Here is a 15,645-nt window from a genome sequence, read left to right on the forward strand (position 1 = left end):
CGAGGAACTCTCGTGCTCTCGTGCTCGGGAAGAACGGTTACGCGGGGCGGTTACGCCGACGGTGGCGCGTGGAAGGGCAGGCCCGCGTCGGCCGCGATCTCCAGGTCGTCGCCCTCGGGCGGCGGCAGGAGGGTCGCGGAGCCGTCGCTGACGGGGACCACGCCGAGTTCGAGGAGTTCGGCCATGGCGGCGGAGCCGGCCATGTCGCGGACCTGGAGCTGGTAGCGGGCGGTGGTGCGGTAGGAGCCGCCGCCCTCGTCCCCGGTGCGCTGGAGGAATCCGGAGTCGGTCAGGAAGGCGGCCGCCTTGCCGACGATGCCGGTGGTGGATCCGGCGAGACGGCGGGCGTCCTTGGTGGCGCCGGTGGCGCTGCGGCGGGCGTAGATCCGCCAGGCGGCCTCCAGGCCGGGGGCGTCGGACGCCGGGTCGGTGTTCTCGCCCTGCTCCTCGGCGCGCTGTTCCAGACGCAGGCACGCCTGCCGTACGAACGCGTCGACGCCGTTGACGGTGAGACGGCCGATGTACGCGTCGTCCGCGAGGTCCTCGGGGCGGGGGAAGGCCATGGCGGCCACGGCGAGGTGGGCCAGACCGTGCAGGAAGCGGTCGGCCGAGTCGGTGGAGGCGCGGCGCGCGTAGTCGCCCATGCGGACGGCGAAGACGGAGTCCTCACCGGCGGTGACGGCCATCCCCGCGCGCGGGGAGACCTCCAGGACGATGAGGCCGAGACCGGTCGCGACGGCGTCGGCGAGGCGCGCGAAGGCGGTGTCCTCGCGGTAGCGGCGGAGCAGCTCCGCGTATTCGGCGTCACGGGCCGGGAGCAGCTTGGGCTGCAGCCCGAAGGAGACGAGGCGGGCCGCGTCGGAGGCGTCGGCGGGGGTGACGGCGGGCGTGGTGCCGCCGGTGGAGGCGGCCGGGGGCTGCGGGGGCTCCTGCTCGCCCCACGCGTCGGCGTACTCGGCGTGGGTTTCGCTCACGGCTGGGGCTCCTCGGTACGGCTCTCGGTCGACGGGGGGACGGCGGGGTTGACGGGTCCGGCGGGCAGGGCGGGTGCGGCGGGGCCGGCCGGTGTCGCAGAGCCGGCAGGTGCGGCTGGGCCGGGGCGTGTGCCGGGGGCGGCGGGTGCGGCGGGGCCGGCGGGCCTGGGTACGGGCAGCGGCACCGGTGTGACGCCCGCGGGGCGCTCGGCGGCACCGGACGCCGCAGCGGGGACGGCCGCGGCGTCCGTCAGGCGCACGGGACGCACGGACGGCGTGCCGCTCCGTCGGTCGGAGGCCGCACGGGACGGCTGGGGCACCGCCACGACCCCGAAGCGGGGCGGCGTGCCGGGGACCCTCGGCGACGGGTCGTCCGTCTCACCCCGCGCTCCGGCCGGGGGGCCGATCCGGACGTGACGGAGGCGGGGGCCGGGGGTGGGGGTGGAGACGGTCGGTTCGGGGGCGGATTCCGGGGCCGGGGCGGGCTCCGGGAGGAGAGCGGGCTCCGGGGCCGGGGCGGGCTCCGGGAGGAGAGCGGGCTCCGGGGCCGGGGCGGGCTCCGGGACAAGGCTGTCCAGGGCAGGGCTGTCCTGCGCAGGGCCGACCGCCCCGGGACTGCTCTCCGGGACCGCGTCGTCCGGCGCGGGGCCGTTCACGTCAGTGATGTCCGTGGCGGTGCCCTCCGGGGCCGCCGTCACGGTCGCGGTCGCGGGAACGGGCGGGACGAGGGTCACGAGGCCTCCGTGCGGCCGGCGGCCATGCCCGCCGCGTCGAGCAGGGCCGTACCGACGATGAGGTCGGCGCCGCCGAACTCCGGGTCGTCGAGCGGGGTGCCGTCGTCGACCGCGAAGAGCAGCCGCTCCTCGCCCTGGCGGTAGGCCGTGCCGACCGGGGGGCTCGCCGCGTGGACGGCGAGGAGGGCCACCAGGTACGGCAGGTCGCCGTCCAGCTCGCGGGCCTCGGCCAGCAGGCCGGAGAGGCGCCGAGGGGCGTCGTGCTCCAGGTCGAGCAGCCGCATGGCGCTCGCCAGCTGCTCCTCGCTGAAGCGGGAGTCGTCCGGGGTGGCGATGAGGTCGGGTTCGGGCATCTCGGCGCCGAGGTGCTCGCGCTCCACCGGCGGGGTCAGCAGCAGGTCGACCAGGTCGCCGAGCCGGACGGACGCCGGGGTGCGCAGACCGGTGCCGCGCGCGAAGAACGCGTCGGTGACCCTGGCCGCCTGCTCGACGGGGAGCGGCAGGGTCGGTGCCACGAGCTGCCCGTACAGGTCGAGGCCGGTGTACGCGGTGGGCGCGGCGAAGGCCTGCCGGTCCTGTTCGGCGCGGAAGAGGGGCCCGGCGTCCAGGAGGCGGGACTGGAGCTGGGTGTGGCGCCGGATGCAGTCCTTCACTATGTCGACGAGCTCGGCGGCACGCCGCTTGTGCTCGGCCGTCTTCGCGTCGGACGCGGCCTCGGCCTCGTCGCGGGCCTTGCGGATGTTGGTGAGGATCGCGTTCTCGTGGCGGTAGCGGTCGGCGACGTGGTCGAGCGCCTCGGCGATCATGTCCGGCACCGTGTTGAGCCAGTCCACCGCGCGCACGTTGCGCCGGGTGGCCTCCAGGGTCTTGCGGAGGGTCTCGGCGTACTGCACGGTCCGGTACCGGGCCTGCTCGGCGGCGAGCTGGGCGTCGGCGAGGCGGCCCCGGTTGATGAGGACCTCCAGCTTCACCTCGGCGGCGATCTGGGCGCTGGTGACGTCCGTGTCGAGGGCGCCGACCAGGACGTTGACCGCCTCGTCGGTGGTCCGGAGGTAGACACCGCCGCCGTACCCCGGGACCTCCTCGATGAGCTTGAAGTCGTAGTCCCTGCGGACGTACACGCCGTCGGTGCCGAAGGTGCCGTAGACGGCTCGGAAGCCGCGGTCGACGCTGCCGACGTTGATCAGGTTCTCCAGGACCCAGCGGGCCACGCGCTCGTGCTCGGCGGCGGGGCGGGTGGGGGCCTGGGCTGCGACGCGGGGCAGCAGGCGGGCGACGATCTGCTCGTGGTCGGCGCCGGTGTCGAAGTCCATGTTCAGTGTGATGAGGTCGATCGCCGAGAGGGCGACCTCGGCCATCGCGTAGACCGTGTACTCGCCGGCCAGGTTCGCCTTGCGCGCGTCAAGGTCGTGCAGCGGGGCGGTGCACGCGAGCGCGCGGAGGCGCCGCGCGAGCCCTTCGTCGGCGGCCGGACCCTGCGCGGGCCGCGGCCCCGCGCTGAGCTGGGGCGGAGCGAGGTCCGTCGAGGCAGGCGAAGTCACGGTGGACAGATTAGGTCCTCGAACTGACAACGGTCGAAACGGCGCAGATGCGACCGGCCCCGGAGGGGGCTCCGAGGCGGTCAGTCCGGCGGTCCGGCCGGGGTGACGACGGCCTTCGCGTACGCGGCGGCGACGCGGGTGCGGGAGCCGTCGAGGTAGCGGACGAGGAGCCTTTCGGCCGTGGTCCGCTCACCGGCTCGCAGGGCGTCCAGGATCTCGCGGTTCCAGGCCAGGTACGGCTCGTGCAGCGCACGCGGGTCGTCGACGACGTGGAACGCGAGACGGAGTTCGGCGAGGACGCCCCGCATCAGCTCGTCGGTGCGGGCGCTGCCCGCGAGGGCGACGAGTTCGCGGTGGAAGTGGATGTTGGCCGTGGAGACGTCCTGCCAGTCGCCCGCGCGGGCGGCGGTCTCGCCCGCCACCACGGCTGCGGCGAGCGCGCCGAGGGCGTACGGGGGCTGTCCGAGGCCGCGTACGACGGCGCACTCGACGAGCCGGCGGGTGCGGTAGATGTCGTCCACGTCGTCGACCGCGAGGACCCGGACGAAGACCCCGCGGTTGAGCTCGTGGACGAGGAGCCGCTCGTGGGTGAGGAGCCGGAAGGCCTCCCGCAGAGTGTTGCGGGACACACCGAGCGCGCCTCCGATGCTCTCCTCGGAGAGCCGCGTGCCGGGCGGGAAGCAGCCCTCGGCGACCCGGGTGCGCAGGATGTCCGCGACCCGCTCCGCCGTGCTCGCGCGCCCCAGCAGCACGCGGTCGTCGGTCAGGTCCCCGGATTCGCTCGCTGCCACGGCGCTCCCTGTCGTCGTCTCGTCACCGCCACGCCCCGCCGCCCTGCCGCGTCCTGGCGGGACGTCCGACGGCCGGACCTCATCTTGTCGGATCGTTCAACAATCCTCTACGTTGACGGCATCGTACGGTCCCCCGTGCCGCCCCGACCCGCTCCCCCTCTGCGAGGTGCCGATGCCCACGCCCCCGGACCAGAGCCCGGCCGAGGCCCTGGTCGACCTCAACGCCGACCTCGGTGAGGGCTTCGGACGCTGGACGCTCACCGACGACGAGCAGCTTCTGTCCGTCGTGACCAGTGCCAACGTGGCGTGCGGGTTCCATGCCGGGGACGCGGCCACCATGCGACGGGTCTGCGAGCTCGCCGCCGCGCGCGGGGTACGGATCGGGGCGCAGGTCTCGTACCGGGACCTGGCCGGTTTCGGGCGGCGCTCGATGGACGTGCCGGCCGCGGAGCTGGCCGCCGAGGTGGCGTACCAGATCGGGGCCCTCGAGGTCTTCGCGCGGGCGGCGGGCGCGCGCGTGGCGTACGTGAAGCCGCACGGCGCGCTCTACAACCGGGTGGTCCGGGACGAGGAGCAGGCGGCCGCGGTCGTGGAGGGCGTCCTCCTCGCGGACCGCACGCTGCCGGTCCTGGGGCTGCCCGGGTCGCGGCTGCACGAGGCCGCGACGGAGGCCGGGCTGCCGGTGGTTCCCGAGGCCTTCGGCGACCGGGCGTACCGGGCGGACGGCACCCTGGTGCCGCGCGGGCAGGCGGGGGCGGTCGTCAGCGACCCGGACGCCGTGGTGGAGCGGTCGGTGGCCATGGCCCGGTTCGGGGTGGTCACGGCGCAGTGCGGCAGTTCCGTCGCGGTGCGGCCGCGGTCGCTGTGCCTGCACGGTGACACCCCCGGCGCGGTGGACCTCGCCCGGCGGGTCCGCGAGCGCCTCCAGGGTTCCGGCGTACGGGTCGAGGCCTTCGCATGACGTCCATCGCCCCGCGCGCGTTGCGCGTGGGCGAGCGGGCGCTCCTGGTGGAACTGGCCGGGGGCGAGGAGGCGGAGGCGTTCCACGCGGAGCTGCTGCGGCGCCGGGCGGCCGGGTCACTGCCCGCCGTGCGGGAGATCGTGCCGGCGGCGCGGACGGTGCTGCTCGACGGGGTGGCGGACCCGGACCGGCTCGCGGCCGAGCTGAGCGGCTGGGAGGTGGCGCCGCTCCCCGCGCGCGTGGGAGCGGCGATCGAGATACCGGTCCGTTACGACGGGCCCGATCTCGCCGAGGTCGCAGCGCTGTGGGGGGTGTCCGTCGAGGCGGCGGTACGGATCCACGCGGCGGCCGAGTTCCGGGTCGCCTTCTGCGGCTTCGCTCCGGGCTTCGGCTATCTGACGGGGCTCGACGAGCGGTACGGGGTGCCTCGGCGGGCCACCCCGCGGACGGCCGTCCCGGCGGGCTCGGTCGCCCTGGCGGGGCCGTACACGGGCGTGTACCCGCGCTCCTCCCCCGGTGGCTGGCAGCTGATCGGCACGACCGACGTGGTGCTCTGGGACACCGGCCGGGAGCCGGCCGCGCTGCTGGCTCCGGGCACACGGGTCCGCTTCACGGCGGAGGTCGCCTCGGCGGGGGGCGGACGATGAGCGACCGGGCCGTGGTCGTGGTCCGGGCCGGGGCGCTGACCACGGTGCAGGATCTGGGGCGTACCGGGTACGCGCATCTCGGAGTGCCCCGCTCCGGCGCTCTCGACCCGGCGGCCGTGGGCCTCGTGAACCGGCTCGTCGGCAACGCGGAGACCGCGGCCGTCCTGGAGACCACCGTCGACGGCTGCGCCCTGAGGCCCCGGCGCGCGGTCACCGTGGCGGTGGGCGGCGCGCCCTGCCCGGTGCGGGTGGACGGGCACCCGGCAGCCTGGGGAGCCGCGGTCCGTGTGCCCGCCGGATCGGTCCTGGAGATCGGAGCGGCCACGCGCGGGCTACGCGCGTACGTGGCGATCGGCGGCGGGATCGACGTCGAGCCGGTGCTGGGCAGCCGCTCCACGGACCTGCTGTCGGGTCTGGGGCCGGCGCCGCTGGCCGTGGAGACGGTCCTGCCGCTGGGACCGGAGCCAGGGGGCACGCGCGCGGGCGCGGCGGTACGGGGTGCGGTCGACGCGGCCCCGTGGCCCGGTCCGCCCGGCGAACTCGTCCTGCGGATCCGGCTCGGTCCGCGCGAGGACTGGTTCACGGCCGCGGCGCTCCGAACCCTCGCCACGCGCGCGTACCGGGTGTCCCCCGCGAGCAACCGCATCGGACTGCGCCTCGAAGGCCCGGCCCTCGAACGGGCCCGCCACGGCGAGCCGGCGAGCGAGGGCATGGTCCTGGGCGCGGTCCAGGTGCCACCGGACGGGCGGCCCGTGGTGTTCCTCGCCGACCATCCGACGACCGGGGGCTATCCGGTGGTCGGAGTGGTGCGGGAGGCGGATCTGGGCGCGGCCGCGCAGGCGGTTCCGGGTACCCCGGTGCGGTTCGCTCCGGTGCGCTGACCGGGTCGGCGGTTCACGCCGGTGGGCCGAGCGCGTCCGGGGGTGTGCGGGGGCCGGCCGGACGGGGGGAGCCCCGTGGGCCGTCACTCCTCCTCGGGCGGCGGGCCGTAGCCACCGCCGCCGGGGGTGCGGAGGACCAGGACGTCGTCGGGGCCCACCTCCGTGGTGGCGGCGCCGCCGAGGTGCTCCACGGTGCCGTCCGCGCGTTCCACGAGGTTCTCGCCGAGGGCGCCCGGTTCGCCGCCCGCCATCCCGTACGGGGGGATCCTGCGGTGTCCGGTGAGGAGGGCCACCGTCATCGGCTCCAGGAACCGGATGCGGCGCTCCACCCCGTGGCCGCCCCGCCAGCGGCCGCGCCCGCCGTCGTCCTCCCGTACCGCGAAGGAGTCGACCCTGACCGGATGGCGCCACTCCAGGATCTCGGGGTCGGTGAGCCGGGAGTTGGTCATATGGGTCTGGACGGCGTCGGCTCCGTCGAAGCCGTCGCCCGCGCCCGAGCCGCTGGCGACCGTCTCGTAGTACTGCACGCGCGCGTTGCCGAAGGTGACGTTGTTCATCGTGCCGGAGCCCTCGGCCTGGACGCCGAGGGCCGCGTAGAGCGCGCCCGTGACGGCCTGGGAGGTCTCGACGTTCCCGGCGACGGTGGCGGCCGGCGGTTCCGGGGCGAGCATCGAGCAGGGCGGGACGCGGACCTCCAGCGGCTCCAGGCAGCCGCTGTTGAGCGGGATGTCCTCGTCGACGAGGGTGCGGAAGACGTACAGGACGGCGGCCATGACGACGGCCGTGGGCGCGTTGGCGTTGCCGGTCAGCTGCGGGGAGGTCCCGGTGAAGTCGATGACGGCGGAGCGCCGTTCACGGTCGACGCGGACGGCCACCTGGATGACCGCGCCGCCGTCGGTCTCGTAGCGGTAGGCGCCGTCGTCCAGACGGGCGACGATGCGGCGCACGGACTCCTCGGCGTTGGCGCGGACGTGCCGCATGTAGGCCCGTACGACGTCGATCCCGAACTCGTCGACGGTCCGGCGCAGTTCCTCGATGCCCTTCTCGTTGGCGGCGATCTGGGCGCGGAGGTCGGCGAGGTTGGTGTCCGGGTCCCGGGAGGGGTGGGGGGCGCCGGTGAGCAGGGCCCGCGTCTCTGCCTCGCGCAGGTGTCCGTCGCGTACGAGCAGCCAGTTGTCGAAGAGGACGCCCTCCTCGTCGACGGTCCGGCTGAAGGCGGGCATGGAGCCGGGGGTGATCCCGCCGATCTCGGCGTGATGTCCGCGTGAGGCCACGAGGAAGCGGAGTTCGGTGCCGGACGCGTCGAAGACCGGGGTCACGACCGTGACATCGGGCAGATGGGTGCCGCCGTGGTACGGGTCGTTGACCGCGTAGACGTCGCCGGGGCGGAGGTCGTCGCCGCGTCGCCGCAGGACCTCCTTGATGGACTCGCCCATGGATCCCAGGTGGACGGGGATGTGGGGCGCGTTGGCGATGAGGTTGCCCTCGGCGTCGAAGAGCGCGCAGGAGAAGTCGAGGCGCTCCTTGATGTTGACGGACTGGGAGGTGTTCTCCAGACGGACGCCCATCTGCTCGGCGATGGCCATGAAGAGGCTGTTGAAGACCTCCAGGAGGACGGGGTCCACGTCCGTGCCCGCCGCCACGCGCGCGGGGCGGGGTGTGACGCGGTGCAGGAGGAGGTGCCCGGTCTCGGTCGCGGTGGCCCGCCAGCCGCTGTCGACGACGGTCGTGGCGTCGGCCTCGGCGACGATCGCCGGCCCGTCCACGGTGCTGCCCGGCCACAGGTCCGCGCGCCGGTGGAGCGGAGCGTCGTGGGACGTGCCGGCGCTGGACATCCGGACGGTGGCGTGCGGGGCGGGTGGCTTCTCGGCGGGGCCCGCCGGTTGCTCCTCGGCGACGGGGGCGGCGTCGGCGGTGGGATCGGTGTGGACGGGTCCGTGCGGTCCCGCCCGGCCGACGGCCTCCACGGAGACGGCCTCGACGACGAGCGGCCGGTCCATGGTGAAGGCGTACCGCGCGCGGTGCGCCGCTGTGAACGCGGCTCTCAGGTCCTCCGGGGACGCGAGGTCGACCTGCAGGCTCGCGTCCGTGCCCGCGTACCGCAGGAGTACGCGCGCGTGGGTCGTGACCGCCTCGTCCGGCAGGCCGTCGGCGCGGAGCTCCGCGCGCGTGCGGTCGGCGAGTTCGGCGCAGAGCGCCGTGACGTGCGCGGGGGTGCCGGGCGCGTCGAGCTCCGCCTCGACGGACCGTTCCCGCATGGCGGTGGCGTCCGCGAGTCCGATGCCGTACGCGGAGAGCACTCCGGCGAGCGGGGGGACGAGGACGGTGTCGACGCCCAGGGCGTCGGCGACGGCGCAGGCGTGCTGGCCGCCCGCGCCGCCGAAGCTGGTGAGGGCGTAGCGGGTGACGTCGTGGCCGCGCTGGACGGAGATCTTCTTGACGGCGTTGGCCATGTTGAGGACGGCGATCTCCAGGAAGCCCGCGGCGACCTCCTCGGGGGTACGGCCGCCGCCGACCTCCTCGGCGAGGGCCGTGAACCGCTCCCGTACGACGTCGGCGTCCAGGGGCAGGTCGCCGTTCTCGCCGAAGACGGCGGGGAAATGGGCGGGCTGGACGCGGCCGAGCATGACGTTGGCGTCGGTGACCGTGAGCGGCCCGCCCCGCCGGTAGCAGGCGGGTCCGGGGACGGCGCCTGCCGAGTCGGGGCCCACACGGTAGCGGCGTCCGTCGAAGTGCAGCACGGACCCGCCGCCCGCCGCGACGGTGTGGATGCTCATCATCGGCGCCCGCATCCGTACGCCGGCGACCTGTGTGCCGAGTTCCCGCTCGAAGGCGCCGGCGTAGTGCGACACGTCGGTGGAGGTGCCGCCCATGTCGAAGCCGATGACCCGGTCGTGGCCCGCCCGGCCCGAGGTCCTGGCCATGCCGACGACGCCGCCGGCGGGTCCGGACAGGACGGCGTCCTTGCCCCGGAAGTGGGCCGCCTCTCGCAGTCCGCCGTTGGACTGCATGAACATGAGGCGGATTCCGGCGAGTTCGTGGGCGACCTCGTCGACGTACCGGCGGAGGATCGGCGAGAGATAGGCGTCGACCACGGTGGTGTCCCCGCGCGGGACGAGCTTGATCAGTGGGCTGACCTCGTGCGAGGAGCTGACCTGGGTGAAGCCGGTGTCGCGCGCGATCTCCGCGGTCCGGGCCTCGTGATCCGGATGGCGGTAGCCGTGCAGGAGGACGACGGCGGCCGAGCGGAGTCCGTCGCGGTGGGCGGCGGCGAGCGCCTCGGCGACGGCCGGCTCGTCCAGGGGCCGGACGACGTGGCCGTGGGCGTCGATGCGCTCGGGTACCTCGATCACGCGCGCGTAGACCGCCTCGGGGAGCACGATGTGGCGGTCGAAGAGCCGGGGCCGGTTCTGGTAGGCGATGCGGAGCGCGTCCCGGAAGCCCTCGGTGACGAGGAGGACGGTCGGTTCGCCGCGCCGCTCCAGCAGGGCGTTGGTGGCGACGGTGGTGCCCATCTTGACGACGGCGATCCGGTCGGCGGGGACGGGTTCGCCGGGCCGGAGGCCGAGGAGGAGGCGGATTCCGGCGACGGCGGCGTCGTGACGCCGGGTGGGGTCGTGGGAGAGCACCTTGCGCGTGACGAGCCGGCCGTCGGGCCGTCGGCCGACGATGTCCGTGAAGGTGCCGCCCCGGTCGATCCAGAACTCCCAGCGCCCGTTCATCTCCCCATTGTGGCCGCGAGGGCGGCGGCGAGGGCGGCGTCCTCGCGCGCGTCGAGGGGTGCGGTGCCGGTACCGTCCGCCCAATGGCGCAGTTCCGCGCCGGCGAGCAGCAGCAGCTGCGGGAGCAGGTCGCGGCTGCGCCTGAGGAGCCAGCCGGTGCCGGCGGTGGCGAGCCAGAGCGCGGCCTCCGCGCGGCTCGGTGGTGGCTGGGCGGGCTCCCGCGCGGGCGGGGCGCCGTGGGCGAGTCCACGGGCGGCGAGGAGCCGGTGGAAGCCTTCGGCGACGGCCCGGTGTCCCCGCTCGCCGGGGTGCAGCCGGTCGGCGCTCCACAGCGTGCGGTCCTCGGTCCAGGTGTCGTCGGCGAGGTGGAGATGGACGGCCCCGTAGGGCTCGGAGAGGGCGTGCACGACGGCGTTGACGGACCGCTGGCGGCGGGCGAGCGGCCTTGCCAGCGGGAGCGGCAGGCCGAGCATCCGGCCCGGGTCGGGCAGACAGGCGGTCAGGAGTACGGCTCCGGCGGCGTCGAGGTCGGCGCAGACACGGCCCAGGTGGCGGGCGAGCACCCCGATGTCGAAGGTGCGGCGCAGGGTGTCGTTGACGCCGACGACGACGGAGGCGAGGTGCGGCCGGAACGCGAGGGCGCGCGGGGCCTGCCGGTCGGCTACGTCGCGGCCGAGGGCCCCGCTGACGGCGAGGTTCAGGAACGCCGTGTCCTGCCCCTCGGCCGCGAGGCCCTCGACGAGCAGCGGTGCCCACCCGCGCCAACCGCCGTCCACCCGGTCGCCGACGCCCTCACTGAGCGAGTCCCCGAGCACGACGAACCTGATGGTGGCGACGGGGGCGGTACGGGGGCGGGGCGGAGGCACGCGCGCGGGGGCGGGCGGTACGGCGCCGTCCGGGATCGCCCCCGGATCCTGGAGAGGCGAGGGGTCCTGGAGGGACGTCGGCCCGTCAAGAGACGCCGGCTCCCGGAGAGCCGTCGGCCCGTCAAGAGACGTCGGCTCCCGGAGGGGTCTCGGGTCCCGAAGAGGCGTCGGCTCCCGGGCGGGGCTCGGAAGCCGGGCCGGGAGGACCGGGGCGGACGTCTGCTCCGGTGTCATCGCCGTACCTCCTCGGGGAGACGGGCCTCCGCGGCCGGGAGGGCGTCGTGGGCCCGGAGGAAGGCGGTGACCGAGCGCTCCCAGGTGAATGCCTCCGCACGCGCGCGTGCAGCGCCTCGGCGCGTGGCCTCCGGGGCCGCGAGAAGGCCTCGTACGGCGGACGCGAAGGCTCCCGGGGTGTCCACCGCGGCGGCCCCGGCCACGCCGACGACCTCGGGGAGCGCCGAGGAGGCGCTGACGACGACGGGGGTTCCGCAGGCGAGCGCTTCGAGGGCGGAGAGCCCGAACGTCTCGGCAGGCCCCGGAGCGAGGCACACGTCGGCCGCCGCCTGGAGGTCCGCCAGCGCCTCGCGATCCGCGACGTGTCCGAGGAACCGCACCGGAAGCCGCCGTTCGCGCGCCCGCCGCTCCAGGGCGCCCCTGAGCGGCCCGTCGCCCGCGACCACCAGCGCCGCCCCCACACCCGCGTCCCGCAGCTCGGCGAGGGCGTCCAGGGCGGTTCCGGGCCGCTTCTCGACGGAGAGGCGCGAGCAGAGCAGAAGCAGCACGCGCTGCCCGTCGACGTGCCGGGCGCGGAGCACGGAGCTGCGGCGGCCGGGCCTGCAGCGCTCCAGGTCCACGCCGAGCGGGGCCCGTACGACGTTGCGCGCCCCGATCCGTACGAACTCCCGCTCCGCCCACTCGGTCGTGCAGACGATCCGCGCGAACGCCCAGGCCGTACGGCGGTTGAGCCGGTCCGCCGCGCGGGCCGCGAGGGCGGGCGGCACACCCCAGGTGCGCAGCACGCCGTCCGCGGTCTCGTGGGAGACCATCACCGAGGGCACGCGGGCGCGTCGCGCCCACTCCCCCGTCCACCGGAGCGTCGTACGGTCCGAGACCTCGATCCGGTCCGGCGCGAGGTCGTCGAGGAGGCGGCGCACGCGGCGCCGGTCGGCGAGGACCCGGTAGCCGCCGGTGCCGGGCAGAACCGGGCCGGGGAGGGTGACGACCCGGCCCTGCTCGGTGCGGACGTCGCTCCCGGCCTCGCCGGGGACGACGAGGACCGGCTCGTGCCCGGCCTCCCGGTAGCCCCGGCCGAGCCGGTCGAGGGCGGTGCGGAGGCCGCCCGAGGTGGGTGTCACGAAGTTGGCGAGCCGCACGATGCGGAGCCCGCCGCCGTCGACGCTCATGCCGCCACCACCGTCCGCTCCCGCAGGACCTCCAGGTAGTGCCCGATGAGTTCGTCACCGAGGGCCTCCCAGGTACGGCCCTCGACGCCGGACCGGCCGGCCCGGCCGTACGCGGCCCGCATACCGGGTGCGGCCGCGAGCGTGGCGACGGCCTCGCGGAGCGCCTCCGGGTCGCCCGGGGGGACGAGGAGTCCGGTGCGCCCGTGGTCGACCAGGTCCAGGGGGCCGCCGGCGGCCGGGGCCACGACCGGGACGCCGCTCGCCATCGCCTCCTGGACCGTCTGGCAGAAGGTCTCGAACGGACCGGTGTGGGCGAACACGTCGAGCGAGGCGAAGATCCGGGCGAGGTCGTCGCCGGTGCGGCGGCCGAGGAAGCGGGCGTCCGGCAGGGCGCCGCGCAGCGCCGGCCCGCTCGGCCCGTCCCCGACGACCACCAGGCGTACGCCCGGGACCTTCGCCGCTCCGGCGAGGAGGTCGACGCGCTTCTCGGGGGCGAGGCGGCCCACGTACCCGACGAGGAGTTCCCCGTCCGGCGCGAGTTCCCGGCGCAGGGCGTCGTCGCGCAGCCCGGGGCGGAAGCGGGCGGTGTCCACCCCCCGGCCCCAGAGCCGTACGCGGCCGATGCCGTGGGCCTCCAGGTCGCGGACGGCGGCGGAGGACGGGGCGAGGGTGCGGTCGGCGGCGCCGTGGACGGCGCGGAGGCGGCGCCAGGCGGCGCCCTCGCCGGTTCCCACATAGGTACGGGCGTAGCCGGCGAGGTCGCTCTGGTAGACGGCGACGGCGGGGATGCCGAGCCGGGTGGCGGCGGTCATCCCGCGTACGCCGAGGACGAAGGGTCCGGCGAGGTGGACGAGGTCGGCGCGGTGGGCGGCGATGGCCGCGGCGACGCGACGGCTGGGCAGGGCGACGCGTACCTGCGGATAGCCGGGAAGGGGGAGGGAGGGCACCCGGACGACGGCACAGGGGGCGTCGGCGTCCGCGGCCGGGTCGGCGACGGCGGGGGCGATGACGAGCGGGGTGTGGCCCCGCCGGACGAGGTGGCGCGCGGTCTGCAGGGCGCAGTGCGCCACACCGTTGACGTCGGGAGGGAAGGATTCGGTGACGATGACGACACGCATACGGGTGTTGTCGTCGCGTTCGGCGTGTCCCCGCCAACGTCGATCTGGACGGGGAGGGAACGTCCCATGAGCGTTTCGCGCGGGGGTGGCGGGTGGCCGAGAACGACCGGACGCGGGGCCCGTCGCCCGGTGGCCGGAGGCCCTCGTCGCCCGGTCGGGGCGGACCGGACGAGCAGGGGCCTTCCTCGACCGGTTCTCCGGGGCGGGGCATTCCTCCACCGGTTCTCCGGGTCGGAGCCTTCCTCCGCCGGTCCTGCGGGGCGGGGCCTCGCGCGGCGGTTCTCCGCCGGGGGCCGCGCCGCCCCGGAGCCGGGTGGCGGGGCAACGACCGGGTCCGGCCGGTGGGGCCGGACCTCGACCGGGCCGCGTCAGACCTGGAGGTCCGGCCCTATGCGGTTGCGTACCGCGGTCTGGACCTCGACCTCCTCGGCCGGGTCCGCCGCGAGGCGGCGCAATCGCTCGGCGACGCGCACGTCACCGGTCTCGGCGTGCTGTGCCGCGACCTCGCGCGTGGTCTCCTCGCAGTCCCAGAGGCATTCGACGGCGAAGCCCGTCGCGAAGGTGGGGTCGGTGGCGGCGAGGGCGCGGGCCACGCGGCCGCGGAGCTGGGACGAGGCCGTCTCGCGGTAGACGTGGCGCAGCACGGGGGCCGCGCAGGCGATGCCGAGGCGGCCCGCGCCGTCCACGAGCCCGCCGAGCACGGGCGCGTCGGGGCCTTCGGTACGGATGGTGTCGCGGAGCGCGCCGAGGACGGAGGGGGAGTCCTGGGCGGTGCCACGGCAGGCGAGGACGTCCGCGGCGGCCGCGCCGAGGGCGTCGGTGCGGCGGACCCACGCGCGGGCGCGGGCGACGGCGTCCTCTCCGCACATGCGGCGGTACGCGGCGATCGCGGCTTCGGCGGCCTCGCGGGAGTCGCCGTCGGCGGCGGCCTCGACGAGGTCGAGCACGGCGGGGTCCCGTGACTCGGCGAGATGGTGCAGGGCGGCGCCCCGGGCTCCCACCGAGCCGTTCCGGGCCGCGGCGAGGAGTTCGGGCCGGTCCTCGGGTCCCGCGACGGCGGTGAGGCAGCGGGCGGCGGGGCCGTGGAGCACGGCTCCGCGCTCGTACCCCTCCTGTGCCCAGTCGAGGACGGCGCGCACGCTCCAGCCGGGGCGGGGCCCGGCGGGGCGCATCTGGCGCTGCCAGCGGTCGAAGGAGCCCTGTTCCTGGGCGGCCCTGACCCGGGCGCCGACGGCGTCGCGCTGGTCCTCGGCCCACAGGCGCCACGGTCGGGGCTCGAAGGCGTCCCGTACGACGCCGGCGAGTTCGGCGTCGCCCTCGGCGTCGGCCGGGAAGCGGGCGAGCACGGGAACGGCGAGCGCGCGGAGGCCGGCGTCGTCGTCGCGGAGCGCCAGCTCGTCGAGGGCCCAGGCCCAGTTGGTGCCGGTCGCCGCGTACCGCCGGAGCAGCAGCAGGGCGTCCTGGCGTCCGTAGGAGGCGAGGTGCCCGAGGACGGCGAGCGCGAGCCCGGTCCTGGACTCCTCGGTGTCGAGGACGTCCTCGGCGCCGAAGAGGTGCGCCTCGATCTCGTCGAGACCTCCGTGGAGGTCCAGGTAGAGACGGGCGTAGTAGAGGGAGCGGTTCTCGACCTGCCAGTCGTGGCGGGGGTCGTCGAGAACGCAGTGGTTGAGGGCCGCGAGGGCCTCGGCGCGTGGCGCGGCGAGTGCGTGCAGGGTGCCGTCGCCGCGGCCCCGCTGCAGCAGACCGAGCAGGGTGCCGCTCGGCGCTATGACTGGATCGAACATGGGGAGACGCCTCACATCAAGCTGTCGACACGACCGGGGGATACCGGGAGGACCCGGTTCGGGCGGTGCTTCGCCCGTACGCCTAGGCCGTGCGGCAACATGTCGGGCCGCTCGTCGTCCATCGCCTGCCAGTGACCATCTTCCTCAGCCTCTCGTCGGTGGCCCGTTTTGCCGGGCCCGACGTCATGATGACCCACCCATTTCGCCACCGCGACCACATTTA

12 protein-coding genes are annotated in these 15,645 nt (G+C 75.7%); 3 read left to right on the top strand and 9 right to left on the bottom strand.

The window, feature by feature from the left end:
• Positions 1-50: 50 nt before the first annotated feature.
• The 4 genes from OG392_RS06500 to OG392_RS06515 form a co-directional block, all read right to left on the bottom strand.
• Entirely contained in the window at positions 51-974 is a 924-nt protein-coding gene (locus OG392_RS06500; RefSeq protein ID WP_329276550.1) for a hypothetical protein, read from the bottom strand.
• Positions 971-1,708, bottom strand: coding sequence for a hypothetical protein (locus OG392_RS06505; RefSeq protein ID WP_329276552.1), 738 nt, complete (start codon positions 1,706-1,708; stop codon positions 971-973). The genes OG392_RS06500 and OG392_RS06505 overlap by 4 nt, the downstream gene beginning before the upstream one ends.
• Entirely contained in the window at positions 1,705-3,249 is a 1,545-nt protein-coding gene (locus OG392_RS06510; protein ID WP_329276554.1) for a hypothetical protein, read from the bottom strand. Before OG392_RS06510 ends, OG392_RS06505 begins: the two co-directional genes overlap by 4 nt.
• A gap of 80 nt (positions 3,250-3,329) precedes the next feature.
• The gene (locus tag OG392_RS06515; protein ID WP_329276556.1) at positions 3,330-4,040 is read right to left on the bottom strand and encodes a GntR family transcriptional regulator; all 711 of its coding nucleotides are present in this window, start codon (positions 4,038-4,040) and stop codon (positions 3,330-3,332) included.
• A 172-nt stretch (positions 4,041-4,212) separates the two neighbouring features.
• On the opposite strand from OG392_RS06515, the gene OG392_RS06520 reads away from it, so the two are divergent.
• Genes OG392_RS06520 through OG392_RS06530 form a run of 3 tightly spaced genes read left to right on the top strand, consistent with a single transcriptional unit; the run spans position 4,213 to position 6,529 of the window.
• The gene (locus OG392_RS06520) at positions 4,213-5,001 is read left to right on the top strand and encodes a LamB/YcsF family protein (RefSeq protein WP_329276558.1); all 789 of its coding nucleotides are present in this window, start codon (positions 4,213-4,215) and stop codon (positions 4,999-5,001) included.
• Positions 4,998-5,648, top strand: coding sequence for a 5-oxoprolinase subunit B family protein (locus OG392_RS06525; protein WP_329276560.1), 651 nt, complete (start codon positions 4,998-5,000; stop codon positions 5,646-5,648). Before OG392_RS06520 ends, OG392_RS06525 begins: the two co-directional genes overlap by 4 nt.
• Positions 5,645-6,529: a biotin-dependent carboxyltransferase family protein gene (locus OG392_RS06530; protein WP_329276562.1), complete on the top strand. Its 885-nt coding sequence runs from the start codon at positions 5,645-5,647 to the stop codon at positions 6,527-6,529. The genes OG392_RS06525 and OG392_RS06530 overlap by 4 nt, the downstream gene beginning before the upstream one ends.
• Before the next feature lie 83 nt (positions 6,530-6,612).
• Here the strand turns inward: OG392_RS06530 and OG392_RS06535 are convergent, their stop codons facing one another.
• The 5 genes from OG392_RS06535 to OG392_RS06555 all read right to left on the bottom strand — a co-directional run bounded on the left by OG392_RS06535 (position 6,613) and on the right by OG392_RS06555 (position 15,422).
• Positions 6,613-10,251: a hydantoinase B/oxoprolinase family protein gene (locus OG392_RS06535; protein ID WP_329276564.1), complete on the bottom strand. Its 3,639-nt coding sequence runs from the start codon at positions 10,249-10,251 to the stop codon at positions 6,613-6,615.
• Positions 10,248-11,117, bottom strand: coding sequence for an SGNH/GDSL hydrolase family protein (locus OG392_RS06540; protein WP_329276566.1), 870 nt, complete (start codon positions 11,115-11,117; stop codon positions 10,248-10,250). The genes OG392_RS06535 and OG392_RS06540 overlap by 4 nt, the downstream gene beginning before the upstream one ends.
• 230 nt (positions 11,118-11,347) lie before the next feature.
• Entirely contained in the window at positions 11,348-12,520 is a 1,173-nt protein-coding gene (locus OG392_RS06545) for a glycosyltransferase (RefSeq protein ID WP_329276568.1), read from the bottom strand.
• Positions 12,517-13,638, bottom strand: a complete 1,122-nt coding sequence (locus tag OG392_RS06550; protein ID WP_329276570.1) for a glycosyltransferase family 4 protein — start codon at positions 13,636-13,638, stop codon at positions 12,517-12,519. Before OG392_RS06550 ends, OG392_RS06545 begins: the two co-directional genes overlap by 4 nt.
• A 368-nt stretch (positions 13,639-14,006) precedes the next feature.
• Positions 14,007-15,422 carry a HEAT repeat domain-containing protein gene (locus OG392_RS06555; protein WP_329276572.1) on the bottom strand — a complete coding sequence of 472 codons (1,416 nt, stop codon included), beginning with the start codon at positions 15,420-15,422 and terminating at the stop codon, positions 14,007-14,009.
• Positions 15,423-15,645 lie beyond the last annotated feature (223 nt).

Source organism: Streptomyces sp. NBC_00691, assembly GCF_036226665.1.
GTDB lineage: Bacteria > Actinomycetota > Actinomycetes > Streptomycetales > Streptomycetaceae > Streptomyces.